General features: G+C 71.7%; 26 protein-coding genes. 10 read left to right on the forward strand and 16 right to left on the reverse strand.

Annotation, left to right across the window (positions count from 1 at the left end):
• Nucleotides 1-27 precede the first annotated feature (27 nt).
• Complete coding sequence (locus A6A06_RS04610; protein ID WP_073759039.1) at nt 28-780, reverse strand: Clp protease N-terminal domain-containing protein; 753 nt, start codon at nt 778-780, stop codon at nt 28-30.
• 87 nt (nt 781-867) lie between these two features.
• Between A6A06_RS04610 and A6A06_RS04615 the strand changes: the two genes are divergently transcribed.
• Nucleotides 868-1,503 (forward strand): TetR/AcrR family transcriptional regulator, encoded by a 636-nt coding sequence (locus A6A06_RS04615; RefSeq protein WP_073759041.1) that lies wholly within the window; start codon nt 868-870, stop codon nt 1,501-1,503.
• Nucleotides 1,504-1,589: 86 nt separating this feature from the next.
• On the forward strand, nt 1,590-2,423 hold the full coding sequence (locus A6A06_RS04620) for a YqeB family protein (RefSeq protein WP_199930669.1): 834 nt from the start codon (nt 1,590-1,592) through the stop codon (nt 2,421-2,423).
• Nucleotides 2,424-2,465: 42 nt separating this feature from the next.
• Here A6A06_RS04620 and A6A06_RS04625 read toward each other — a convergent pair whose 3' ends face one another.
• Nucleotides 2,466-2,768 (reverse strand): helix-turn-helix transcriptional regulator, encoded by a 303-nt coding sequence (locus tag A6A06_RS04625; protein WP_073759043.1) that lies wholly within the window; start codon nt 2,766-2,768, stop codon nt 2,466-2,468.
• A 66-nt stretch (nt 2,769-2,834) separates the two neighbouring features.
• Between A6A06_RS04625 and map the strand changes: the two genes are divergently transcribed.
• Entirely contained in the window at nt 2,835-3,605 is a 771-nt protein-coding gene (gene map / locus A6A06_RS04630; RefSeq protein ID WP_073759045.1) for a type I methionyl aminopeptidase, read from the forward strand.
• Nucleotides 3,606-4,095: 490 nt separating this feature from the next.
• Here the strand turns inward: map and A6A06_RS04640 are convergent, their stop codons facing one another.
• Nucleotides 4,096-4,473, reverse strand: a complete 378-nt coding sequence (locus tag A6A06_RS04640; protein ID WP_242440558.1) for a hypothetical protein — start codon at nt 4,471-4,473, stop codon at nt 4,096-4,098.
• Nucleotides 4,474-4,581: 108 nt separating this feature from the next.
• On the opposite strand from A6A06_RS04640, the gene A6A06_RS04645 reads away from it, so the two are divergent.
• The 5 genes from A6A06_RS04645 to A6A06_RS04665 all read left to right on the forward strand — a co-directional run bounded on the left by A6A06_RS04645 (nt 4,582) and on the right by A6A06_RS04665 (nt 6,426).
• Nucleotides 4,582-5,409, forward strand: a complete 828-nt coding sequence (locus A6A06_RS04645; protein ID WP_242440559.1) for a helix-turn-helix domain-containing protein — start codon at nt 4,582-4,584, stop codon at nt 5,407-5,409.
• Nucleotides 5,406-5,606: a DUF397 domain-containing protein gene (locus A6A06_RS04650; protein WP_073759051.1), complete on the forward strand. Its 201-nt coding sequence runs from the start codon at nt 5,406-5,408 to the stop codon at nt 5,604-5,606. Before A6A06_RS04645 ends, A6A06_RS04650 begins: the two co-directional genes overlap by 4 nt.
• Nucleotides 5,607-5,647: 41 nt before the next feature.
• Nucleotides 5,648-5,848 carry a DUF397 domain-containing protein gene (locus A6A06_RS04655; RefSeq protein WP_073759053.1) on the forward strand — a complete coding sequence of 67 codons (201 nt, stop codon included), beginning with the start codon at nt 5,648-5,650 and terminating at the stop codon, nt 5,846-5,848.
• 139 nt (nt 5,849-5,987) lie between these two features.
• On the forward strand, nt 5,988-6,188 hold the full coding sequence (locus tag A6A06_RS04660; protein WP_073759055.1) for a DUF397 domain-containing protein: 201 nt from the start codon (nt 5,988-5,990) through the stop codon (nt 6,186-6,188).
• Between the two features lie 37 nt (nt 6,189-6,225).
• Nucleotides 6,226-6,426, forward strand: a complete 201-nt coding sequence (locus A6A06_RS04665) for a DUF397 domain-containing protein (protein WP_073759057.1) — start codon at nt 6,226-6,228, stop codon at nt 6,424-6,426.
• A gap of 51 nt (nt 6,427-6,477) precedes the next feature.
• Here A6A06_RS04665 and A6A06_RS04670 read toward each other — a convergent pair whose 3' ends face one another.
• Together A6A06_RS04670 and A6A06_RS04675 are read right to left on the reverse strand one after the other, a co-directional pair.
• Entirely contained in the window at nt 6,478-7,641 is a 1,164-nt protein-coding gene (locus tag A6A06_RS04670; protein WP_199930670.1) for a trypsin-like serine peptidase, read from the reverse strand.
• Between the two features lie 265 nt (nt 7,642-7,906).
• A complete protein-coding gene (locus tag A6A06_RS04675) occupies nt 7,907-8,605 on the reverse strand; it encodes a response regulator (RefSeq protein ID WP_073759061.1) in 699 nt (232 codons plus the stop codon).
• A gap of 199 nt (nt 8,606-8,804) precedes the next feature.
• Between A6A06_RS04675 and A6A06_RS04680 the strand changes: the two genes are divergently transcribed.
• Nucleotides 8,805-9,596, forward strand: coding sequence for a MerR family transcriptional regulator (locus A6A06_RS04680; protein ID WP_073759063.1), 792 nt, complete (start codon nt 8,805-8,807; stop codon nt 9,594-9,596).
• A 67-nt stretch (nt 9,597-9,663) separates the two neighbouring features.
• Here A6A06_RS04680 and A6A06_RS04685 read toward each other — a convergent pair whose 3' ends face one another.
• The 8 genes from A6A06_RS04685 to A6A06_RS04720 form a co-directional block, all read right to left on the reverse strand.
• A complete protein-coding gene (locus A6A06_RS04685) occupies nt 9,664-11,334 on the reverse strand; it encodes a sensor histidine kinase (RefSeq protein WP_073759065.1) in 1,671 nt (556 codons plus the stop codon).
• Between the two features lie 112 nt (nt 11,335-11,446).
• A complete protein-coding gene (locus A6A06_RS04690; protein WP_073759067.1) occupies nt 11,447-12,433 on the reverse strand; it encodes an ABC transporter substrate-binding protein in 987 nt (328 codons plus the stop codon).
• A gap of 2 nt (nt 12,434-12,435) precedes the next feature.
• Nucleotides 12,436-14,427 carry an ABC transporter permease gene (locus tag A6A06_RS04695; RefSeq protein ID WP_073759069.1) on the reverse strand — a complete coding sequence of 664 codons (1,992 nt, stop codon included), beginning with the start codon at nt 14,425-14,427 and terminating at the stop codon, nt 12,436-12,438.
• A complete protein-coding gene (locus A6A06_RS04700) occupies nt 14,424-14,678 on the reverse strand; it encodes a hypothetical protein (protein ID WP_073759071.1) in 255 nt (84 codons plus the stop codon). Before A6A06_RS04700 ends, A6A06_RS04695 begins: the two co-directional genes overlap by 4 nt.
• Nucleotides 14,678-15,802, reverse strand: a complete 1,125-nt coding sequence (locus A6A06_RS04705; protein WP_073759073.1) for a quaternary amine ABC transporter ATP-binding protein — start codon at nt 15,800-15,802, stop codon at nt 14,678-14,680. Before A6A06_RS04705 ends, A6A06_RS04700 begins: the two co-directional genes overlap by 1 nt.
• Nucleotides 15,802-17,343 carry a GMC family oxidoreductase gene (locus tag A6A06_RS04710; RefSeq protein WP_073759075.1) on the reverse strand — a complete coding sequence of 514 codons (1,542 nt, stop codon included), beginning with the start codon at nt 17,341-17,343 and terminating at the stop codon, nt 15,802-15,804. The genes A6A06_RS04705 and A6A06_RS04710 overlap by 1 nt, the downstream gene beginning before the upstream one ends.
• A 58-nt stretch (nt 17,344-17,401) precedes the next feature.
• Nucleotides 17,402-18,910 carry an aldehyde dehydrogenase family protein gene (locus A6A06_RS04715; protein WP_073759077.1) on the reverse strand — a complete coding sequence of 503 codons (1,509 nt, stop codon included), beginning with the start codon at nt 18,908-18,910 and terminating at the stop codon, nt 17,402-17,404.
• 249 nt (nt 18,911-19,159) lie between these two features.
• Nucleotides 19,160-20,125, reverse strand: coding sequence for an AraC family transcriptional regulator (locus A6A06_RS04720; RefSeq protein ID WP_073759079.1), 966 nt, complete (start codon nt 20,123-20,125; stop codon nt 19,160-19,162).
• Nucleotides 20,126-20,265: 140 nt separating this feature from the next.
• On the opposite strand from A6A06_RS04720, the gene A6A06_RS04725 reads away from it, so the two are divergent.
• Complete coding sequence (locus A6A06_RS04725) at nt 20,266-20,784, forward strand: anthrone oxygenase family protein (protein WP_073759081.1); 519 nt, start codon at nt 20,266-20,268, stop codon at nt 20,782-20,784.
• Between the two features lie 17 nt (nt 20,785-20,801).
• Here A6A06_RS04725 and A6A06_RS04730 read toward each other — a convergent pair whose 3' ends face one another.
• The 3 genes from A6A06_RS04730 to A6A06_RS04740 all read right to left on the reverse strand — a co-directional run bounded on the left by A6A06_RS04730 (nt 20,802) and on the right by A6A06_RS04740 (nt 24,097).
• Nucleotides 20,802-21,776, reverse strand: a complete 975-nt coding sequence (locus A6A06_RS04730) for a hypothetical protein (RefSeq protein ID WP_073759083.1) — start codon at nt 21,774-21,776, stop codon at nt 20,802-20,804.
• A 2-nt stretch (nt 21,777-21,778) separates the two neighbouring features.
• Nucleotides 21,779-22,156, reverse strand: a complete 378-nt coding sequence (locus tag A6A06_RS04735) for a hypothetical protein (RefSeq protein WP_073759085.1) — start codon at nt 22,154-22,156, stop codon at nt 21,779-21,781.
• Nucleotides 22,157-22,243: 87 nt separating this feature from the next.
• Entirely contained in the window at nt 22,244-24,097 is a 1,854-nt protein-coding gene (locus A6A06_RS04740) for a hypothetical protein (RefSeq protein ID WP_073759087.1), read from the reverse strand.
• Nucleotides 24,098-24,103: the final 6 nt, after the last annotated feature.

A 24,103-nucleotide genomic window follows, 5' to 3' on the forward strand; every position in this document is an offset into this window, starting at 1 on the left:
GCGGCTTCCGTCACCACCCCCGCCCGGTCACTTCTGCTTCTTCTGCGCGGCGTCCTGCCCCGCGACGATCGCGGCCAGGGCCGCGACGACGTCGGCCTCGGACGCCTCCTTGGTGATGCCGAGGCCGTTCAGCACGCCCGTGCCGTCCTCCAGTTCCAGCAGGGCGAGCAGGATGTGCTCGGTGCCGACGTAGTTGTGGCCCAGGCGCAGGGCCTCGCGGAAGGTGAGTTCCAGCGCCTTCTTCGCCTGCGCGTCGAACGGGACCAGCGCGGGCATCTCCTCGGCCGTTCCGGGCAGCGCCTCGGCCACGCGCTGCCGGACGGCGTCCAGTTGTACGCCCTGCGCCACGATCGCCTGTGCGGCGAGGCCCTTCGGCTCGGCCAGCAGTCCGAGCACCAGGTGCAGGGTGCCGATCTCGGCGTTGCCCGCGGCGCGGGCCTCGTTCTGCGCCGTCACGACCACGTTCCGGGCGCGGTCGGTGTACCGGCTGAATCCCTGGCTGGGATCGAGGTCCGACGCCTCACCGGGCGTCTTGGGCACGAATCGTTTCTGGGCCGCCTGCTTGGTGACGCCCATGCTCGCGCCGATCTCCGTCCAGGAGGCGCCCGAGCGGCGGGCCTGGTCCACGAAGTGGCCGATCAGGTGGTCCGCGACCTCGCCGAGGTGTTCGGCGGCGAGCACCGCGTCGGTCAGCTGGTCCAGTGCGTCGGGGTGGACCTTCTTGATGGCTTCGATGAGGTCGTCGAGGCGGATCGGGGTGCTGCGGGTGGGTTCCGTCATGCGTCAACCGTAGGTTGACGAACGGGTCGCGTCAACCCTCGGTTGACGATCTCGCTTTACTAGAGCGCCTGCTCTACTATTACGGCGATGCGTACCGTCAATCCCGAAGAGCACGCCCGCAAACGGGCCCACATCCTCGCCGCCGCGGCCGGGGAATTCGCCGCGCACGGCGTCGAGGGCACCTCCACCGCGCGCATCTGCCGCGCCGCCGGCATCGGTTCGGGCACGCTCTTCCACTACTTCGCCACCAAGCGCGACATCTTCCACGCGCTGTTCAGCGACGACCTGCCGCGCAACGCCGCGGCCTGCGCCCGCGCGACGGCCGAGGACCGGCCCGACGACGGCATCCGCCTCCTCGTCGACCACCTGCTCACCGACCTCGCCGACCCGCTCGTACCGGGGCTCGCGGCAGCGGTCGTCTTCCAGGTCAACCGGGACGAGGAGTTCGCCCGGCTGATCATGACCGACACCGCTCAGGTACGGGCCGCCCTGGACACCTTGACGACGCGGCTCGCCGAGGAGGGGCGCCCCCTCCCCTTCCCTCCCGAACGGGTCGCCACCTGGATCCAGGGACTGCTGGACGCGGCCTACCTGTCCGCCGGGGAACCGGACTTCGACCCCGCCGCACACGCGGCCGAGCTGCGGCGGATCGTCACCTGGCTGACCGGCGGGGACACACCCGGCGCGCCCGCCGACGTACCACCGCCCCCACCCGGCACCTGAACCCGACCCGCACCACCCCGCCCCGCGCAGCACGACCCACACCGCTCCACACCGCATCAGCTCGCATCAGAGGGAGAACCGGCCCGATGTCCCACGACAACCCGGCACCCAAGGGCCCCGCACCCGCGCCCCCGGCGACCGAGCCCCCCGCCCCCAATACCCCTGCGTCCGACGCCCTCGCGGTTTCACTGTCGAAGCCCCAGCCGTCCGACGGCCGGACCACCGTCGGCCCCACCACCGGCGAACGGGCCGTGCTGTGGGCCGGGTTCCCTGTGCTGGGGGCGGTGGCGCTGTGGCTGCTCAGCAGGGCGGCGGGCTGGGTGGCGTCACTGCCCTGGGCTCCGCTCCAGGGGCCGTTCAAGCTGGTCGCGTCCGCGCCCGAACCGCTGCTGTCGATCGTCGCCCTGGTCCTCGGCGCGCTCCTCGGCCTGGGCCTCGCGTTCGTCGCCGACCTTGAGTACGTGACCGCCGACATCGGGCCCGACCAGGCCGTACTGACCGTCGACAAGGTCACCAGGACGGTGCCGCGCGCGTCGACCGCCGCGGTCTTCCAGGACGGCAAGCACCTGGTGCTGCTCGGCCACGACTCCTCCGAACTCGCTCGCCTGCGCGGCGACTTCGACGCGGATCGGTTCGCGGCCGCGTTCGAGCGGCACGCCTACCCGTGGCGGGCGGACGGTGATCCGTACGCCGCCGACTTCCGCCGCTGGGTCACGGGGCAGCCCGACCTGTCCAGCGGCGCCCACGCCCTGCTCAAAGCCCGTGCGCACGCCCTGAAGAAGAGCGAGAAGAAGGACGCCGAACAGCTCAGGACCGAGCTGGCCGAGCTGGGCGTCGTCGTCCGGGAGGGCAAGGACAAGGCCCAACAGTGGCGCCTCGTCCGGCCCACTCCGGGCGCCCCGGGCAACACCGGCGCCTGACCCGCCCCAGCACCCTTCGCCCTTCGCCCTTCGCCCTTCGCCCTACGAGGCCAACCGCTCGCGTGCGCGGTGACCGGAGCCGGTCGGCCCGGCATCCCGTTCGGGCCCGCTGATCTCGGTCCACACCGCATCGAGGGAGAGGCCGAGAACGTCGGCAATCGCCGCGATGGTCGGGAAGGCGGGGGTGGCCACCCGACCCGACTCGATCTTCCGGAGGGTCTCCGGCGAGACACGCGCGTCGAGTGCGACATCGAGCATCGAGCGTTCCCCCCTGGCCAGACGCAGGAGGGCGCCGAGGCGCTGTCCGCGTTCGATCTCTTCGGGGGTGAGCGGCAACCTGACCATGACCCCGATTCTAATACCGGTATAGTCATCCCGGTATAGTTATTGGAAGCGCGAGAAGGACGCCGCATGATCGAGATCCTGAACCCCACCCTGCTGTCCCGGGCGAAAGACACCGGCGCCCTGGTCGCCGACATCCTGCACACGCTGAAGAGCCGCAGCACGATCGGCACGAACCTGCTGGACATCGACCGGTGGGCCGAGAAGATGATCGTCGAGGCGGGAGCGCAGTCCTGCTACGTCGACTACGAGCCGTCCTTCGGACGCGGCCCGTTCGGCCACTACATCTGCACGGCCGTCAACGACGCGGTGCTCCACGGGCGGCCGTACGACTACACGCTGGCGGACGGCGACCTGCTGACACTCGACCTCGCCGTCTCCAAGGCCGGCATCGCCGCGGACGCCGCCATCAGCTTCATCGTCGGCGACACGCAGCCCCCGGAGAGCGTCGCGATGATCGCCGCGACCGAACGCGCACTGGCCGCGGGGATCGCCGCCGCCGGGCCCGGCGCCCGCATCGGCGACATCTCCCACGCCATCGGCACGGTTCTCAGCGAGGCGGGCTACCCGATCAACACCGAGTTCGGAGGCCACGGCATCGGCTCGACGATGCACCAGGACCCCCACATCTCGAACACCGGGCGCCCCGGCCGGGGTTACAAACTGCGCCCCGGCCTGCTGCTGGCCCTGGAACCGTGGGTCATGGCGGACACGGCGGAACTCGTCACCGACGCCGACGGCTGGACCCTCCGCAGCGCGACCGGCTGCCGGACGGCCCACAGCGAGCACACGATCGCCATCACCCCCGACGGCGCCGAAATCCTCACTTTGCCGAGGTAGGCGTGGCCGTGAGGTCGGAGCCCCCGTGCTCCGGTCCCGCCCTCGGCCGTGGACATCCGCTCGCGGCCCGTCACACCCCGGCACGGGGAGCGGCGCGTTGTCTGCCGGTGCAGGCGTGATCCACCTTCGCGGTCAGTGACTGGCCGCACTGCCCGCACGGGGCCCGCGTGACCCGGTAGAGCCTGCCTTTCGGGCCGTACTCGAAGATGTCGCGCACCACCCCCGGACATTGATGGGTCCGGCACGGCGCGGCCCCGACCGCCTGCCTTTCCGGCGGAGCCGGGTAGACGGCATTCTTGTCGCAGTGCAGACAAGGAAATGGGGTCAGTCCGTCTTCGTTGGCCACATAGGCGATCCCCTCAGCACGATTGCAGCGTGGGCAGATCCAAGCCATGAGCGCGCCCTCCGGTAGGTGAGGACGGAGTATTCCGCCCCTGTACCGCCGGTTTGGTCCTGTTACCCGGGCCATCACCTGTACGGGGGGCAGCCATCACTCTCCCTTCCCCCTGGTGGGCGCGGAGAAGATGCTGACGAGTTCTTCCGTGTGCCTGGTGAAACGCTTGTGGCCGGTCTCTGCCCCGTGTTCGCGAATCCACGTGTTCGGCTGCATGGGGTTGTCCCAACAGGAGGAGCGGGCGCCGCACTCTTCCCGGCTGACTTCGGTGACGCACTCGGCGAAGTGCTTCCGGATGCCGGTGATCTGGATTTCCAGACGCGTAGCTACGGGGGGCGTCGTCATGGCCATACCTTTCGGTCGGGGCAGGCTGAGTGCAGGATCACTGTCACCACTGGTGCGCACATGAAGCACGCCGTCATGGCCGCACATCTGCATGAGCTGAGTGAGGTGGTCCCGGTGGGGACTGGTCACACGTTCGCTCCTCTCCGTTACGGTTCCACTACCGGACGGAGTCAGCGTGGCCTACAGTCGGACCCTCTTCAACTTGCGGTTTCCGCACAGAGAGTTGGGTGGTGGCTGTTGAACCGAAAAGAGCTGGACCCTGACCGCTCACCGCAGGCACGCTTCGGAGAACGTTTACGCAAGCTGCGGGACGAGCGCGGCTGGACCCAGGACGAACTGGCGGAGCGCATGGGGTACTCCGCGACGCACATTTCCGCCGTGGAAACTGGTCGGCGCCCTCCGACTTCCCGATTCGCGGCAAGAGCGGACAAGGTGCTGGGAACCGGCGATCAGCTCGAACGTCAGGGGCGGTCCGTACGTCAGCCCGCGCTGTTGGACGGGTTCCCCGAGTACGTGGGGCACGAGGGGCGGGCAGCAGAAATCCGGCTCTATGAGGTAGGTGTCATCCCCGGCCTTCTTCAAACACCGGAGTACGCGACGGTTCTCGCAGAGGGCTTCGTAAAACGAGGCGCGATCACAGCTGAGCAGGCAGACGAGCGAGTGACGCTCGTTGCACAACGACAGGCCGCGCTAGTTCGAACGCCATCACCGACGGTCTTCGTAGTACTGGACGAAAGCTGTATTCGCCCGTCTATCGGTGGCCCCAGTGTCATGGACGCCCAGTGGGATCGCCTGGTCGAGTTTGCCGAGCTGCCGAACACGGTGCTCCAGATCGCCCCATTCACCATGGGCGAGCGCCGCCCGTTCGACCTGCCGGTGTACATCCTCACGCTGCCGGACCGCAAGCTCGTGTCGTACGCAGAGTCCGCCCAACGTGGGTATCTCGAACGAGACATGACGTCCGTGCTGCCTCTGTTGGCGGCCTACCATCAGCTACAGGCCGAAGCGCTCTCCCAAGCGTCATCCATGGCCATGCTCGAACAGTTACGAAAGGGCACCCCGTGACCACCGAAACCCCCCACTGGTTCAAGTCCTCGTACAGCAACAACGGCGGCGCTTGCATAGAGGCCGCCACCAACCTCATCGCCTCACGCGGTGTGGTCCCCGTCCGAGACTCCAAGAACCCGAACGGCCCGGTCCTGACGCTCACCCCCGACGCGTGGACCGACCTGGTCGAGTTCGCTCGGCAGGCCGCTGTCTGACCTCGGCCCACCGATCACAGCCCCGTACGGAAGGGCAGCCTGTGACCACCGAATCCCCTCGCTGGTTCAAGTCCTCGTACAGCGAAAATGGCGGCGTTTGCATAGAGGTCGCCACCAACCTCCTCACCACGCACGGCATGGTCCCCGTCCGAGACTCCAAGGTCCCGAACGGCCCGACCCTGACGCTGCGCCCCGACGCCTGGACCGAACTCGTCGAGTTCGCCCGGCAGGCCACCGTCTGATCTCGGCAGAGTGGCCCCGGCCCCGTCACTCCCTCACCGGAGCGGCGGGGCTCTCGCGTGTTCTCATGTTTCGCCCACGCGAGCCGCGGGATATGCCCGTTGACGGCCTAGCATCCGAGCAGTTACGAGAGGGCGCCCCATGTCCGCCGAATCCCCCCGCTGGTTCAAGTCCTCGTACAGCAACAACGGCGGCCAGTGCATAGAGGTCGCCACCAACCTCCTCACCACGCACGGCATGGTCCCCGTCCGCGACTCCAAGAACCCCCACGGCCCACACCTGACGCTCAGCGCGGACGCCTGGACCGACCTGGTCCAGTTCGCGCGGCAGGCATCCGTCTGACCCCGGCCCGCTACACCCCCGTACGGAAGGGCACCCCGTGACCACCGAAACCCCCCGCTGGTTCAAGTCCTCGTACAGCGAAAACGGCGGCGCTTGCATCGAGACCGCCACCAACCTCATCGCCACGCACGGCATGGTCCCCGTCCGCGACTCCAAGGTCCCGAACGGCCCGACCCTGACGCTGCTCCCAGACGCATGGACCGACCTGATCCAGTTCGCCCGGCAGAGCGCCATCTGACCCCGGCCCCGCCGCTCCCCATGAGTGGCGGGGCCCGCTGTCGGCTGTCCGCTACGCGAACTTGCGGCTGATGCCCGTGAAGACCCGCTTCGCTTCCGCGCCCAGGTGTGGGCCCGCCAGCCACGTGTGGTTGAGGGAGCCTATGGAGCTGTTGGAGACCAGGTACGTGCGGCCGCCGTAGTTCGTGAACCAGCCGCCGCCCGACGTGCCGCCGGTCATCGTGCAGCCGATGCGGTACATGGCGGGCGTGCCCTGGGACATCGTGAGGCGGCCGGGGCGCGCCGGGCAGTTCATCATCCGCGCGCCGTCGTACGGGGGCGCGGCCGGGTAGCCGAACGCCTGGAGTCCGCTGACGCGGTCGGCGGAGGGCGCGCCGAACCACACGGGCAGGGCCGCGCCGACGGTCTCCTGGAGCGACTTGCCGCCGCCCCGCTCCGGCTTCACGTGCAGGACGGCGAAGTCGTACGCGGAACCGGCGTTGCCGGACTTGGTGCTGCCCATGTCGATCCACTCGCCGGAGGTGGTGATCCAGTTCGCCCACCACACCCCGTACGGCGAGACCTCCTGTGCCGGGGCCCGGCCGACCTCGCTCATGGGCAGGCCCTGGTCGTTGTAGGACGGCACGAAGACGATGTTGCGCATCCAGCCGCCGCTCCGGCCGGCGTGCACGCAGTGGCCCGCGGTCCAGACCAGGTTCGACTTGCCGGGGTGCGCCGGGTCCTCGACGACGGTGCCGGAGCAGACCATCGGGCCCTGCGGGCTGTCGAACATGATCTTGCCTATGGGGGCCATGTGCTGGTGGTAGGGGCGGGCGACCTGCCGGGCCTGGACCGGGCGCGGTTCGGGGTCGCTGCCGCCGGCGTCACCGGTGCTCTGGGTGGTGACGTCCGGCGTGTTCCTGGCCTCGGCCATCCGGGACGGGTTCCACAGGTCCTTGATGACGGGGTTGGCGAACTCGGAGGCCTTGCGGGCCCACTGGTCCCAGTCCTTCCAGCCGCCCTTCTGCCACTTCTTGGTGTCGTCGGGGCCGGTGGGTGTCCCGTTCGGCTGGTCCGGGCCGCCCGCGTCCGCGCCCGCCTCGCCGCCCTGGCGGTCCGCGGCGGCCGAGCGTCCGGGGGCGGCGGCGTTGTCGTCGCCCGGCCCGCAGGCGGTGGCGGTCGCGAACAGTGTGACCGCCGCGGCGGCGGCCGCGGCGGTACGGCGTATGGCAGGCATGGAGCGGTTTCCCCCTGGTGCGTCCGGTGAGGTGTCATGCGCTTGGCATGCCCCCGGCCGGGGGCGTTTCTTACTATGCCTGTGCTCCACGCAGGGCCTGTGACGAGGGGTTGCGCTCGCCGAGGAGATTTTTGCGGACCGTGACCTGCGGACACGCCGGTTGCGGCTGCGGGGGCCGCGGTGGCTGACCGAGGCCGACGCGCCGCGTCCCATCGCGCTGCACGACGCCCCTCACGTCATGCGGTTTCCCCGGTGACGCCCCGGTTCAGCCCGCCAGCCCCGACTGGTGGGCCAGCAGCGCCGCCTGCACCCGGCTCTGTGTGCCGGTCTTGTCGAGGATGCGTCCCACGTGCGTCTTGACGGTGCCCAGGCCGATCTCCAGCCGACTGCCGATGTCCAGGTTCGACAGGCCCTGGCCGAGCATCGCCAGCACCTCCCGTTCCCGGTCGGTCAGCGCGGCGAGCCGCTGGTCGGGGCCGCCCGCGCCGGTGCCGCCGCCGATCCGGCCGCCGCCCTGGAGCATCCGCTTGACGACGTGGCCGGTGACGCCGGGCGAGAGCACCGCGTCGCCGGCCGCCGCGGCCCGTACGGCGCTGATCAGTTCCTGCGGCCCCTCGTCCTTGAGCAGGAAGCCGCTGGCACCGGCCTGGAGGGCGCGGGTGACGTTCTCCTCGTCGCCGAAGGTGGTGAGCATGACGACCTGCGGCTTGGGGTCGAGCCGTACGAGCTGCTCGATGGCGGCGAGGCCGTCCAGGACGGGCATCCGGATGTCGACGAGGGCGACGTCGACCTGGTTCCGGGCGGCCAGTTCGACCGCCTCGGCGCCGTTGGCGGCCTCCGCGACCACGTCGATGTCCTCGGCGTGCCGCAGGATGAGGCGGACGCCGTGCCGGATCATCTCCTCGTCGTCGGCGAGGAGGACTCTTACGGGCTGTGCGGCACGCGCGCCGTGGAGATCGCTCATGCGCCCAGGCTAACGGGGCGCCGCGGGAGCCGGGCCTGGTCCTCGGGGCGGGCCGGGACGGGACGGCGAAGGCAGCTGTCCCTCTCGCCCCGGACGAGCCCGCCCGCACCGCCGGTCCCGACTTGCGCTTTACGCTGCGTCAACTTCTACGTTCTTCTCCAGGGCCGGAGAGACCGGCCCGGCGATGGGAGGCAGGGCAATGGCCTGGTCGATTGCGGAGGTGGCGCGGATGTCCGGCGTGACGTCCCGGACGCTGCGGCACTACGACGACATCGGCCTGCTGCCGCCCGCGTGGATCGGCAGCAACGGGCACCGCCAGTACGAGGAGGCCGATCTGCTGCGGTTGCAGCAGATCCTGCTGATGCGGGAGCTGGGCGTGGGGCTGGGCGAGATCCGGGCGGTCCTGGAGAGCCAGGCCGACCGGGTGGCCGTGCTCCGCGAGCACCACCGGCGGCTGCTCACGGAACGGGACCGGCTGGAGACGCTGGCCCGCACGGTCGGCCGCACCATCGCCGAACTGGAGGAAGGCAAGGAGAACAACGACATGGTGAAGATCAACAAGCCGGAGAACCTGTTCGAGGGCTTCGAGTCCGCCGACTTCTCGGCCGCGGCCGAGACCGCCGAGGCCGAGGTGCGGGAGCGGTGGCCGCAGGCCTGGGAGGAGGCCCGGGAGTCCCGGCAGACCACGGGGGCGATGAGCGCCGAGGACGTGGAGCAGTGGCAGCGGGAGGTGACGGCGCAGATGATCCGCATGGCGGAGTTCATGGCGGCCGGCACTCCGGTGGCCGATCCCGCGGTGCAGGCCGAAGTGGACGCCCAGTACCGGTTCGTGTGCCGGACCTGGACCCCGGACGCGGCTGCTTACCAGGGGATGGGCCGGCACTTCGTCGAAGACCCGCAGATGCGCGCGAACTTCGACAAGATCGCTGAAGGGCTGGCCGAGTACCAGCGCGACGCGATGGTCCACTACGCCGAGACCCGGCTGAGCTGACCGCCGGATCATCCTGCCGGGGGGCTGCAGACCCCCGGCGGCATGCTGAACCCGTCCTCCGACGCGTTCAGCGGACGGCCGGTACCCAGAACGTGTCGATGTCGGTCAGCACGTCGGCGCGGAAGCAGTACCGGGTGAGTTTCAGGCGTCCGCCGACGGCCTCGTCGCCGGTATACGGGAACATGCAGTCGGTGCCGCCCGGCCGGCGCGGCTCGTGGCCGGCGGCGGCCGCGCGGGCGAGGTCGTTGTCGTACAGGTACGCGGACTCGACGTCGTGCCGGTCCATGCCGACGTGGATGCTGTCCTGGGTGAGGGGCTCCGGGACCGGCCGGGAGCTCTCCACCAGACTCAGCCCGAACGCCAGCATCGTCCCCACCCCCACGAGTCCGAGGACGCCGGTCGCCAGGCCGGGCAGGTGGCGCAGGAAGCCGGGCAGCGCGCCGGACTGCCGGTGTTCTTCGGCGGTCAGGAAGGCCGTGGCGGTCTCCGGGCGCTCGGTGGACGCCGCGGGCGTGGTGGGCCGGGCGGGGACCGTCGCCTCGACCAGGAAGCCGCCGACGCCGGTCGGCCCGGTCCGCAGTTCGCCGCCGAGCAGGCCGACCCGCTCGCGCAGGCCGGTCAGCCCGCGGCCGGTGCCGAGCCCGGTGGTGGCTTCGGGGGATGCCGGGGGCGCGCCGTTGCGGACGGTGACCCGTACGCGGTCGTCGGTGTGTTCCACAGTCAGTTCGACGGCGGCGCCGGTCGCGTAGCGGTGGACGTTGGTCAGCGACTCGCGGACCACGCGGTGCACCGCGCGCCGTACCCGCGGCTCCAGCCCGTCCAGGTCGGTGCCCTGCCAGCGGACGGTGACGGTGATGCCCGCGGCGCGGGACTCCTCGGCCAGCGCGTCGATGTCCGCGCGGGTGCCGGTGGCGTCGGTGAGGGCCTCGGTGCCGGTGTCGCGGCCGAGCGGGCCGAGGACGCCGAGGACCGCGCGCAGTTCGTTCATGGCGTCCCGGGTGGCCGCGCGGACCTGCGCGGCCTCGTCCTTCAGCTCGGGTGCCTTGGTGGCCAGCGCCATCTCCAGGCCGCCGCTGTGCAGGGAGATCAGGCTGAGGCGGTGGCCCACCAGGTCGTGCATCTCGGCGGCTATCCGGGAGCGCTCCTCGACGCGGGACGCGCTGTCGATCAGCCGCCGGGCCTCCTCCGCCGCGGCGGCGCGTTCCCGCAGGGCGACCACCAGGCGGTCCTGCTGCCCGCGCGAGCTGCCGACCAGGCCGGGGACGAGGATGCCGACGCCGCCGACGACGATGCCCTGGGCGAAGCCGTAGCGCCAGCTTCCGTACCCGGCGCAGACCGTGCCGACGATGGCGGTGAGCACGGGGATCACGGTGGCGGTGAAGAGGACGACGGTACGGCGGCGGGGGCCGTCGACGCGGCGGATCGCGTCGTAGGCGACGAGGGCGGTGAGCATCCCGCAGATCGGCAGGGCGCCCGCGAACGCGGCGAGGACCAGCAGGCAGGTGACGGGGAAGCGCCTGCGGAACGGCAGCAGCGCCGCCGCCCCGGCGCACAGGGCCAGTTTCACCTCGGTCGGCAGGAGCTCGAAATAGCCCATCGCGTACGGCCCCAGGGCGCCCAGGACGCCCAGGTAGCCGAAGGCCGTGCCGGTCTCCAGGAGGACGGCCAGGCGGCGCCGCTTGCGCCGTCGCGGCGGGGCGGCCTCGTACGGCCGGGGCGTCGGCGACGTGAAGGGCATGCTCTCGATTATCCGTACGGCGGTGGCGGAATCGCTGGACCTTGAGAAGGAGGCGGGGCCGGGCGGGTCTGTCCGAAGACGGACCCGCCCGGCCCCGGAGGGCTCCCCGCGGCTACTTCTCGGGCAGCCACTTCTTCCAGACCTCCGGGTGCTTCTCCACCCACCGCTTGCCCGCCTCGTCGGCGGACAGGCCGTCGGAGGCGATCATCTCGGAGACCTCGTTCTGGTTTTCCTTCGTCCAGTGGAAGTTCTTCAGGAACGCCGCGGCCTCGGAGCCGCCCTTGGCGAATTCGGTGTTGAAGAACTTCTGGAGTGGCGTCGTCGGATAGGCGCAGTCGACGGACGCGGGGTCCTTCGCGCCCTTTTCCGCGCAGGCGTCGGTGTATTCGGGGAGTTTGACCTCCACCATCGGCACCTGGTTGAACAGCCACTGCGGCTCGTACCAGTACGTCAGGAACGGCTTCCGCTGCTTGGCGAACTGCTGGATCTGGGTGATCTGCGCCGCCTCGGAACCCGCGAAGACGACCTCGTAGTCCAGCTTGAGGTTCTTCACCAGCGCCTTGTCGTTGGTGACGTAGGACGGCGAGCCGTCCATCAGCTGGCCCTTGCTGCCGCTCTCGGAGGTGCGGAGCTGGTCGGCGTACTTGTTGAGGTTCTTCCAGTCGGTCACGTCCGGGTGCTTGTCGGCCCAGTACTTGGGGACCCACCACCCGATGTGGCCGGTGACGCCGTTGCCGCCGCCCGCCGTGATCGTCTTCTTGTCCTTGATGTAACGCTGCTCCTGGTCCGGGTGGCCCCAGTCCTCCAGGATGGCGTCCACCCGGCCCTGGCTGAGCGCGTCCCAGGCCGGGATCTCGTCCACCTGGACCGTGTCGACGTGGTAGTCCAGCTCGTGTTCGAGCAGGTACTTGGCCACCGCGACGTTGGCCTGCGCGCCGACCCAGGTCTGGGTGGACAGGGTCACGGACTTGGAGCCGCCCGGCGCCTGGAAGGGCGAGCCCTGCTTGGTCATGTCGGCCCTGCCGCAGCCGGAGAGGGCGAGCAGCGTCGCCCCCGCCAGCACTGCGGCACCGGCGACTCGTATACGGGTACGGGACATGGTCAGGCTCCCTTCCCCGCGGTACGGCGCTGCGTCGGCTGGGTGACCCGGTCGAGCATCAGGCCGAGGCACACGATGGCCACACCCGCGACGAGGCCGAGGGCCAGGTCGCCGGTCGCCAGGCCGGTGACGACGTCGTAGCCGAGCGCGCCACCGCCCACCAGGCCGCCGATGATGACGACGGCGAGGACGAGGACGACGCCCTGGTTGACGGCCAGCAGCAGCGCGGGCCGGGCCAGCGGGAGCTGTACCTGCCGCAGGGTCTGCCAGCGGGTGGCGCCGAGCGAGCGGGCGGACTCCATCGCGGCCGGGTCGACCTGCCGCAGGCCCTGGGTGGTGATGCGGATGACCGCGGGCAGCGCGTACACGACGGCGGCGGCAGCGGCCGGGGCGCGGCCCACGGCGAACAGCGCGACCACCGGGATCAGGTACACGAACTGCGGCATGGTCTGCATGACGTCCAGGACCGGGCGCAGGATCGCCTCCAGGCGCTTGCTGCCCGCCGCGAGGATGCCGACGGCGAAGCCCAGCACCAGGGTCACCACGAGGGCGGCGAGGACCTGGGACAGGGTGTTCATGGACGGCTTCCAGACGCCGAGGACGCCGATGGCGGCCATCGCGAGCGTCGCGGTCAGCGCGGTGCGCCAAGTGCCGATCAGCCAGGCCAGCGCGGCGACGATCAGCAGCGCGCCCCACCAGGGCAGCGCCGTCAGGCCGTCGCGCAGCGGGTCCAGGACCCAGGAGGTGAAGTGCGCGGCCCAGTCGGCGGTGCCGCCGACGACCGGGACCCCGGAGTAGAGGTGGTCGACCATCCACTCCTTGAAGTCGTTGACCGGGCGGGCGATGGCCACCGTCCAGCCGGACGGCCAGACGGTCGAGCCCGCCAGCCGGCCCGCGACGGTCACCAGCGCGGTGAGGACGGCGATACCGGCCCAGGCGCGCCAGCCGCGGAGCAGCTTCGGGCCGCGGGTGGCCGGGTCGGCGCCCATCCGCTCACCGGCGGCGGCGGTCGTACGGTCCATGACGATGGCCAGCAGCACGATCGGTACGGCGGCGGCGAGCGCGGCGCCGACGTCCACCGAGGCGAGCGCCTGGTACACGCGGTCACCGAGACCGGCCGCGCCGATCATGGAGGCGATGACGGCCATGGACAGCGCCATCATGATCGTCTGGTTGAGGCCGAGCAGCAGTTCCTTGCGGGCCAGCGGCAGGCGGGCGGTCAGCAGCCGCTGCCGTCCGGTCGCGCCGAGGGAGGCGACGGCCTCCAGGACGCCCGGGTCGGCGCCGCGCAGGCCGAGCGCGGTCAGCCGGGCCATCGGCGGAGCCGCGTAGACGACGGTGGCCAGCAGCGCGGCGGGCACGCCGATGCCGAAGACCAGCACGACGGGCAGCAGGTACGCGAAGGCCGGCAGCACCTGCATGGTGTCCAGCACCGGCCGCAGGATCTTGAACAGCCGCTCCGAGAGGCCGCCCGCCAGTCCCAGCAGCGCGCCCACGACGACCGAGGCGATGACCGCCACGATCATCAGGGCGAGGGTCTGCATGGTCGGCAGCCACATGTCCAGGACGCCGCTGACGGCGAAGGAGATCAGCGCGGTCGCGGCGATGCGGACGCCCGCGACGCGCCAGGCGACGAGGGTGACGCCCGCGGTGACGCCGGTCCAGCCGAGCATCAGGAGCAGCTGGTAGACGGCGCGTACGGAGATGACGACGCCGTTGCTGAGGTGGCCGAGGAAGTACACGAACAGCGGGTGGCTGTCGCGGTTGTCGATGATCCAGTCGCTGGTCCGGCCGAGCGGGCCGGTCAGGTCGACGGTCAGGTCACCCGGCCAGGTGCCGCTGGACCACTTGGCGTGGGCGAGCGGGACGAGGACCGCCGCGGCGACGGCGAGCACGAGGATCTTGCGGAGGCCGCGGCTTCGCAGGGCGGCCTGGAGGGCGCCCTGCCGGTCGGGCGCCGCGGTGGTGTGTGCGGTGGGGGTGGCGGCCGTCATGCGCGCCCCCGCTTCACCGTGCCGGCCGGCGTGTGCATCGCCGCGGCGCGCTGGGCCTCGTGCCAGCGGTGCCGCACGGCGGCGCGGAGCCGGTCCGCCAGGGAGTGGGTGCCGGGGCTGCGCCGGGTACGGAACCGGGTCGGCGGATCGAAGGTCCGTACCTGGGCGGGGGCGACCCGCACGGGCCGCCGCGTCGGAGGCCAGCCGGCCGCCGCGAGGGCGGAGTCGGCGGTGCTGGTGTGCGCGGACATCAGGCAGCCACCTCGTCGGCGTCTATCCGGGCGACGATGTTGAGCAGGCAGGCGCTGTCCACGACGCCCAGGCAGCGCTTGCCGTCCATCACGCGGGCGGCGCCGCCGGAGCGGGCGACGGCCTCGATGGCGTCGGCGACGAGGGTGTCCGGCGCGAGCGCGGCGCCGGTCTCCGACTCGCCGTCCTCGGCGGGGCGCATGGCGCGCCGTACGGTCAGCACCTGTTCGCGCGGTACGTCCTGGACGAAGTCGCGGACGTACGCGTCGGCCGGGGAGCCCACGATCTCCTCGGGCGTGCCGAGCTGAACGATTTTTCCGTCGCGCATCAGGGCGATCCGGTCGCCGACGCGCAGCGCCTCGGCGAGGTCGTGCGTGATGAAGACCATGGTGCGGCCCTCGTCCTCGTGCAGCCGGACGACCTCTTCCTGCATGTCCCGCCGGATCAGCGGGTCGAGCGCGCTGAACGGCTCGTCGAACAGCAGGACTTCGGGGTCGACGGCGAGCGCGCGGGCGAGCCCGACGCGCTGCTGCTGACCGCCGGACAGCTGCCCGGGGCGGCGGTTCTCCAGCCCCGCGAGGCCGACCTTCTCCACCATCTCGGCGGCGCGCTCGCGGCGTTCGGCGCGCGGCATGCCCTGGATCTCCAGGCCGTACGCCACGTTGTCGAGCACCGAGCGGTGCGGCAGCAGGCCGAAGTGCTGGAAGACCATCGCGGCGCGGCGGCGGCGCAGTTCGCGCAGCTTGGTCCTGTCCATGGCGCGGACGTCCTCGCCGTCCATGTCCAGGCCGCCGCTGGTCGGCTCGATGAGCCGGGTCAGGCAGCGCACCAGGGTGGACTTGCCGGAGCCCGACAGGCCCATGACGACGAAGACCTCGCCCTTGTGGACGTCGAAGCTGACGTCGCGGACGGCGGCCGTGCAGCCGGTCCGCTCGCGCAGTTCCTGCGCGGACAGACCCGTCAGCTCGGCGTCCTCCGGAATGCGCTCGGCCTTCGGGCCGAAGACCTTCCACAGGTTGCGGACGGAGAAGACGACGTCCCGGGGGTCCCGGGGGTCCTGGGCCGGCGCGTTGTCGGCGGCCTCGCGGGGCTGGGGTATACCGGCTTCGGGGGCGGTGGCGGCCATCACGCACCACCTCCCTGGGCCGGGGACGCAACCAGCAGCTCAGCTGCCTTCTCCCCCACCATCAGGACGCCGAGCATCGGGTTGACGGCGGGCATCGTCGGGAAGACCGACGCGTCGGCGATACGGATGCCGGACAGGCCGCGGATCTTCAGCTCGGGGTCGACGACCGCCAGCTTGTCGTCCTTCGCGCCCATCTTGCAGGTGCCCGCCGGGTGGTAGACGGTGTGCGCGGCCTTGCGGACCAGCTCGCTGATCTCCGCGTCGTCGGTCACCTCCGGGCCGGGGAAGACCTCACGCTTGAGCCACTTCTTGAACGGCTCGGCCTCGGCGACCTTGCGGGCCAGCTTGATGCCGTCCACGAGGGTCTTGCCGTCGTAGTCGCCCTCGTCCTCGAAGTACTTGAAGTCCAGGGCGGGCTTGACCTCGGGGTCCTTGGACGTGAGGTAGAGGCGGCCGCGCGCCCGCGACTTGGGGATGTTCGGCGTCATCGACACGCCGTGCTCCGGGCGTTCGTAGCCGAGGCGCTCCGGGTTGTCGGTGAACGGGATCTGGTAGAAGTGGAACATCAGGTCCGGGCCCTTGTGGTCCGGGTCCCGCTTCACGAACAGGCCCGCGTCGGAGTCCATCGCGGAGTTCCCCGGGAGCGGCCCGTTGGTCTCCCAGACGATGACCGACTCCGGGTGGTCGATCAGGTTCTCGCCGACGCCCGGCAGGTCGGCCTTGCAGTCGATGCCCAGCGCTTCCAGGTCCTTCTTCGGCCCGATGCCCGAATGCATCAGCAGCCGCGGGGTGTCCACCGCGCCCGCGCACACCAGCACCTCGCGCGCGGCCTCGACGTAGACCTCCTCGCCGTCCTTGGTGCGGACGTGGACGCCCTTGGCGGTGGTGCCGTCCAGCTCCAGCTTCGTCGCCCAGGTCTCCAGCATCAGCGTGAGGTTGGGACGGTCACCCGCCTCCATGTGCGGGTGGAGGTAGGCGACGGAGGCGGAGGAGCGCTTGTTGTTCTCCGGGTGGTACGACAGGTCGAAGAACCCGACGCCCTCGTCGAACGGCTGGTCGTTGAAGCCGGCGACCTCGGGCACGCCGAGGGCGCTCTTGGTGGCCTCGATCCAGTCGGTGGCGATCTGGTTCTGGTCCTTCTTGGCCACCCGCACGATGTTGTTGCGGAGCTTGCCGAAGTAGGGGTCCATGGCCTTCGCGCCCCAGCCGGTGGCGCCCGCCGCCTCCCACTCGTCCCAGTCGGACGGCAGCGGCTTGAAGGAGATCAGGGTGTTGTGCGACGAGCAGCCGCCCAGCACCTTGGCGCGGCTGTGCAGGATGTGCGAGTTGCCGCGGGGCTGTTCGGTGGTGGTGTACTCGTAGTCCAGCTCGCCGCCGAGCAGGCCGAGCCACTTGCGCAGCGTCAGCACGTCCTCGCGGTCGACGTCGGACGGGCCGCCCTCGATGACGGCGACGCTGAGGTCCGGGTCCTCCGTGAGGCGGGAGGCGATCACCGATCCGGCGGTGCCACCGCCGACGATCACATAGTCGTACACGGGCATGAGGTGGTGCTCCTTCTGCAAAGTTCGTGCGAGCGTGGTGCGGTGAACAGACGGGGCCTCAGCCCGCGAACCAGCGAACCGGTTCCGGCCGGAGGTTCTCGTAAACGTGCTTGCTCTCGCGGTACTCATCCAGACCCGCGGGGCCCAGTTCCCGGCCGATGCCGGACTTTCCGAAGCCGCCCCACTCGGCCTGCGGCAGGTACGGGTGGTAGTCGTTGATCCAGATGGTGCCGTGCCGCAGCCGGGCGGCGACCCGGCGCGCGCGGGCGGTGTCGGCCGACCACACCGCGCCGGCCAGGCCGTATTCGGTGTCGTTGGCCAGCGCGACGGCCTCGTCCTCGGTCGTGAACGTCTCCACGGTCAGGATCGGGCCGAAGGTCTCCTCACGGATCACCTTCATGTCGCGGTGGCAGCCGTCCAGGATGGTCGGGCTGTAGAAGTAGCCGGTGGCCGGACGGACCTCGCTGGCCTCGGGGCGGCGTCCGCCGCACCGCAGCTGAGCGCCCTCCTGAAGGGCGGCTGCCACGTACGCCTCGACCTTGTCCAGCTGCTGCTGCGAGACGACCGGGCCGCACTCGACGCCCTCTTCGGTGCCGCGGCCCAGCTTGATCTTCTCGGCGCGGCGGGCGAGTTCGGCGACGAAACGGTCCCGCACCGACTCCTCGATGATCAGGCGGGCGCCGGCCGAGCAGACCTGGCCGCTGTGGATGAACGCGGCGTTCAGCGCCTGGTCGACGGCGGTGTCGAAGCCCTCCTCGGTGGCGCAGGAGTCGGCGAAGACCACGTTCGGGTTCTTGCCGCCCAGCTCCAGCGCGATCTTCTTGGCGCCCGCGACCGCCGCCGAACCGGCCTTCGTGCCGCTGACCAGGCCGCCGGTGAAGGAGAACAGGTCCACGTCCGGGTGCTCGGCCAGCCGCTGACCGACCGGCAGGCCCGCGCCGGTGACGATGTTGGCGACACCGGCCGGCAGTCCGGCCTCGGCGAGCAGCTTGACCAGGTGCACCGTCGAGAGCGGGGTGACCTCGCTGGGCTTGATGACGAAGGTGTTGCCCGCGGCGAGCGCCGGGGCGACCTTCCAACTCGCCTGGAGCAGCGGGTAGTTCCAGGGGGTGATCATCGCGCAGACGCCGACCGGCTCGTGCACGACGACGCTGTGCACGTCGGGGCTGCCCGCGTCCACGACCCGCCCGCCGCTCTCGTTGATCACCAGGTCCGCGAAGTAGCGGAAGGCGTTGGTGACGTCGTCGACGTCGACCCGGCCCTCTTCGAGGGTCTTGCCGGTGTCCCGGCTCTCCATGAGGGCGATGACCTCGCGGTCCCGCTGGAGCAGGTCGGCGACCCGCCGCAGCAGCGCGGCCCGTTCGGCGACGAGGGTACGGGGCCACTGGCCCGTCCCGCCGTCGAACGCCCGGCGCGCGGCCTCGACCGCCGCGTCGGCATCCTCGGCGCCGCCCTCGGCGACGACTTCGAGCGTCTTCGCATCGGCGGGGTCCAGGATCTCCCGGGTGGCGCCGGATACGGCGGAGCGCCACACCCCGTCTACGTGAATCGTCTCGCTTGCCGACACGTCTGTTCTGCCTTTCGACTTCCGGTTTGTTGCCACTGGTTCACACCAGCAACGAGGACCCCTCCCCGGAAGCCCTTTACCTATGCCGAAACGTCCACGGAAAGTGACCCGACTCACTCTTCCGGCCCCCGGAATGCAGGTTTGCCGGGTCCGATCCCGGTCAGTGGTCGGCCCTTACGGCCTACCGGCCAGGGCGGGCGAACGTCCGTTCGGCGGGACCTGGTGTCCCCACCGACGCTGCCCTTCTGCTCAGATCACCCGGCCGCCGCGCTGCCGGTGGTCGCGGGGGCTGATACCCCGTACCCGTTTGAAAGCGGCGCTCAGGGCGAACGGGCTGCCGTAGCCGACCCGGCGGGCGACCGCGCCAAGTGTGGCGTCCGGCTCGCGCAGAAGGTCGGCGGCGAGGGCCAGGCGCAGGCCGGTCAGGTACGTCATCGGGGGCTCGCCCACCAGCTCGGTGAAGCGGCGGCCCAGCGCCGCGCGGGAGACGCCACTCGCCGCCGCCAGCCCGGCGACAGTCCATGCCCGCGCCGGATCGTCGTGCAACAGCCGCAGCGCACGGCCCACCACGGGGTCACCGTACGCGCCGGGCCCGCCCGGGGCCGTCGCCTCCGGCCGCGCGAACCACGCCCGCAGCGCGGCGGTCAGCAGCAGGTCCAGCAGCCGGTCCAGGACCACTTCCTGGCCCGGCGCGTCCTTGCCCATCTCCGCTTCGAGGAGCGGCACGAGGGAGCAGTGCCAGGCGTCGGCGGGCAGCCGTACCAGCGGCGGCAGCGCGCGCAGCAGCCGCTGGTTGATCTCACCACGCATCCGGTACGTACCGCTGAGCAGGACCACCGGGCCGTCGGGGCCGTCACCCCAGCTCCGTACGCCGAGGTCCATCGCCTCGCACAGCCACTCGCCCTCCGGGGTCGCGGAGACCTGGCCCGGGTGGATGACGACGCGCGGCGCGGTGGCCGGGTCGTCGGCGACGGTGTACGGGTCGGGGCCGCGCAGCACCGCCACGTCACCGGGCAGCAACCGAATCGCGCCCGCCCCGCCCGCGGCCTCCGGCGCCGCGCCGGGGACCACCCACGCGCCGCCCCGCACCACCGACATCAGGGTCAGCGGCGCCTCGTCCTGGATGCGCAGCGCCCAGGGCGGGCTGAGGACCGAGCGCATGAGGAAGGCGCCGCGCGCTCGCGGCCCGTCCAGCAGTCCGGTCAGGGCGTCCATGGACGTGAGCGTAGTGGGACGGCTGGACGGACGGACATGGGAGCGAGCCGTCCGCCCATGGCCGGGCCGGGCGCCCGGCCCTTGACTGGACGGGAGCGCGCCGGACCCGCCGGACACCGCGAGCAGAGGACCGCCCGCCCATGTACGACTCGATCCGCACCACGACCCTGTTCGCCGCCACCGTGACCACGGGCCTGACCGCGGGGCTGTTCTTCGCGTTCTCCTGCGCCGTACTGCCGGGCCTGCACGCAGCCGGCGACCGGACCTTCGTCAGCACGATGCAGCACGTCAACACCGCCATTATGAACGGCTGGTTCGCCCTCGCCTTCATGGGCGCGCCGCTCCTCACGGCGGCGACCGCCGCTCTGCACCTGCGGGGCGACGCCCGCGCCGCGCTCCCCTGGATCGCCGCCGCCCTCGCTCTCTACGCGGTGACGCTCGCCGTCACCTTCGGTCTCAGCGTCCCTCTGAACAACGCCCTCGCGGCGGCCGGAGACCCGTCCCGTCTCACGGAAACCGCACTCGCCACGACACGCGCGCGCTTCGAGGCGTCCTGGACCCGCTGGAATCTCGTCCGCACCCTCACCACCACGGCCGCCCTCGGCTGCCTGATCCGCGGCGTGGTTCTGCACGGCCGCCTCACGGGCAAAAGCGTCTGAAACGCCGTAGCAGCAGGTCAGGACTGCCAAGGATCGAAGTACTTGAGCGCCGTCTGCTGGATGCGGCTCTGCGCGGGCCAGTCCGCGTCGGGGCCCAGGACCAGGACGGCGAACTGGCGGCCGTCGGGGACGGTGAAGGCGCGGTCGGTGACGCGGGCGCGGACGCCCAGTTTTTCGCTGTCGTAGCCGTAGACGAGTTCGGTGGTGCCCGAACTGAGCCCGATGTCCGTGACGGAACCCAGGCTCATCTCCACGTACCCCGGCTTGTCGGCGAGGCTGCGGGAGGTCGCCGCGAGGGCTTCGTGCGGGGTGATGTCGGGCTCGGTGATCTCGAAGATCTGGAGGAGGTACCGCTGGTCGGGGGCGGTGTAGAAGACACCGTCCGTGCGCTCGGTGCGCTGCCACTTCTCCGGTACGGCGAGGGAGAAACCCGCGCTGTCCCGCGCCAGGCGGTAGCCGGACGGGACCGCGCCCGGGGACGACCCGGACGCGCCGTCGGTCGCCGTACCGTCCGTGGCGGAGCCGGTCGGCACCTCGGCCGGCCCGGTGGCGCGGTGCGGGCCGGTCGACGAGACCGACGGTCCGGCGTCGGAGCGCACGGCGTCGTCGCCGCCCCACAGCAGCCACCCGCCGCCGAACCCCGCGGCGACCACGGCGACCGCCGCGCCGACGATGAGCGGCGTCGGCCAGGAGCGCGGGTGGGCGGCGGACAGCCCGGCGCCGGGCGCCGCCGCCGGGTCGTGGCCCGGCGGGCCGGACGGCGGACGGGCCGGGTGATGCGCCGGGTAGTGCGCCGGGTGGTGCGTCGCGTCGGCCGTGGCGTCGGTGAAGAAGTCCGGCCCCGGCACCGGCGCGGCGCCCGGACCCGGAACGTGGCCGGGCTTCGACGGCGGCGGGCTCGTATACGGCGCCGGGGCCGGGCCGCCGGTCTCCCAGCGCTGCTCCTCGTCGTTCCAGCGCGCCCCGGCCGCGCCGCCCCCCTGCTCGCTCATGTTCAGCCTCCCAGCAGCGCGGCCACGGCCTGCCCCACGGCGGCGCCCGACGCCAGCATTCCGGTGACCGTGCCCGCGTCCGACAGCGCGGCGCGCAGCCGGTCCAGTCGGCCGGGCGCGGTGCGGCCGGTGGTCTCGATCTCTTCCTGGGCATCGCCCAGTTCCGCGCTCAGCAGCGTGACCTGCGGGGTCTCGATGACCCTGGCCAGGTCCTGACGCAGCTGCCGTACGGCCGCGAGCAGCTCCTCGTGCGCGGGGTCGGCGCCGGGGCGGCCGGTCGCGTTCTCGTTGTGGGTGACCGTGTTGTGGTCGCCGATGGCGAAGGCGCCGTGCACCCCGCCGATGTGGATGCCGCGGTGGCGTCCGTCTTCCGTGGCCATGTCTGCCTCCCCCTTCGTCCGCTGTGCTGCCGTACGCCGGCCGTGGTCACGATTGTGCCCCGGCGGGTGCCGGTCCGTACCGGCCGTTCACCGGCTCGCGTCGGCGGGCTTGGCGGGGGCGGGCCCGGCGGGCTTGGCGGCCGTACCGGACGCCGTGCCTCCCGCGCCGCCCAGCCCGCCGTTGCTGCTGATCGTGTTGTGGTCGCCGATGCCGATGGCGCCCTGCGCGGACTCGATGAACACCCCGCCGTCGGTGACGTTGACGATCCGCTGCTCGAACTCGTCCGTCTGATAGCCCGCTTCGTACAGCGCGCTCCGTACGCCGCTCGCCACGCGGTCCTGGATGCTCTTCAAGTAGCGGGTGACGTCCATCTCCTGGAAGAGCGAGGCGTCACCGTCGGAGCCCAGTTCGCGGACCGAGGCCGCCGGGCCGTCGGGCAGCGCGCCGCCGTGCCCGCCCGTGAGCAGGCTCCAGGCGGAGACGAAGCCGCGCCACAGGGTCGTCACCGCGCGCCCGGCGGAGCGCGGTGTCTGCGCGAGGGCCCACACCGCCTTGCCGAAGGGGTTGTTGTGCCGGTAGCGGTGGGCGATCCGGTCGGCTTCCCGGTACAGCGCGCGCACCGGCCACAGGACGTGCGGGGCGACCTCCAGCATGAGCATCCCGCCCTGCGTGTGGACCCGTACGAAGACCGTCGTGACGATGCCCTCGCCCCAGCCGCCGACCCGCACGCGCAGGAAGTGCCGCCGGGTCTCGCCGCCTTCCTCGACCGCGCGGGCCCGGTGCGCGGCGAAGCCGTCGGGGCCGTACGGGGCGGCGGCCCGGGACGGCAGCCCGGCCACCGGCAGGAAGACGCACTCGTCGATCTCCAGCGCGCGCAGCCGGTCCCGTACCGCTGCGGCGGCCTGCGGGGAGCCGTGCGCGGAGGGTTCGCGGAGTGCCGCGACGAGCGGGATGATCCGCTGGAGGACCGCGTCGTTGTCCAGCGGCACCGGCCCGCCGTCGGCCGCCCCGGCCCCGTCCGGCACCGCGTCCTTGCGGGGCCGCAGTTCGACCGACAGCGACCAGGTCCGGTACGGCGTGCCCGCGCCGCAGAACGGGTCGGCCGCGCGGTACATGACCAGCGGGCCGTGCTGTTCGGTACGGATGCGGTGGCGCAGCCGCTGGAAGCGCCCGCCCTCGGCCCGTTCGGCGGGGTCGGCGGCGGCGTCCGGGAACCGGTCCCGGGACAGCTCGGTGGTCAGCACCTTGGCCACCTGTCCGTGCTGCGCGCCGACGGCCCAGGCCAGGACGAAGGGCAGCGCCAGGGCGATCCAGGCGTGCAGCGACTGCGCCGCGATCATGTTCTGCCCGAAGAGGTCGGTGGGCAGGAACAGCAGCAGCGGGTTGTCCGACAGGTCCGGTGAGCTGCCGGAGTAGCCGTACGACGACCCCGCGGACCCCCCTGAGCCGCCGCCTTCGAACACCGTCGCCAGCAGCATCACGGCCACGAGCACCGCGCTGAAGCGCCCGTACCAGCGCAGCAGCCAGCCCGCGAACCGCCGGTACCAGGGCGGCTGCGCGGCCCGGCCCCGTACGAAGGGCGCCAGCGAGAGCAGGGCGACCGGCAGCAGGTACAGCAGGGTCAGCCCGGAGGAGAGCGGGACGGACACGATCCACAGCAGCAGTACGGCGGCGGCCCAGGCCAGTTCGATGCGCCGGGCGCGCAGCGCGTGGGCCAGCACGCGGGCCGCGTCGAAGCCCGGGGACGGGGCCGCGAGGCGCTCTTCGTGGACGTACAGCTCGTCGATCACCGCGTCGCGGTAGGCGAGGTCGAGGTAGGTGCCCGCGCACAGCAGCCGCGTGGCCTCACTGGCACCGAGGTGCCGGGGCGCCTCGGCACCCGGGCCGGGCTGGGAGCCGGACTGCGGGCCGGACTGCCGCGGTACGTACGGATCTGTCACGTGATT

The organism is Streptomyces sp. CB02923, assembly GCF_001905005.1.
Lineage (GTDB): Bacteria > Actinomycetota > Actinomycetes > Streptomycetales > Streptomycetaceae > Streptomyces.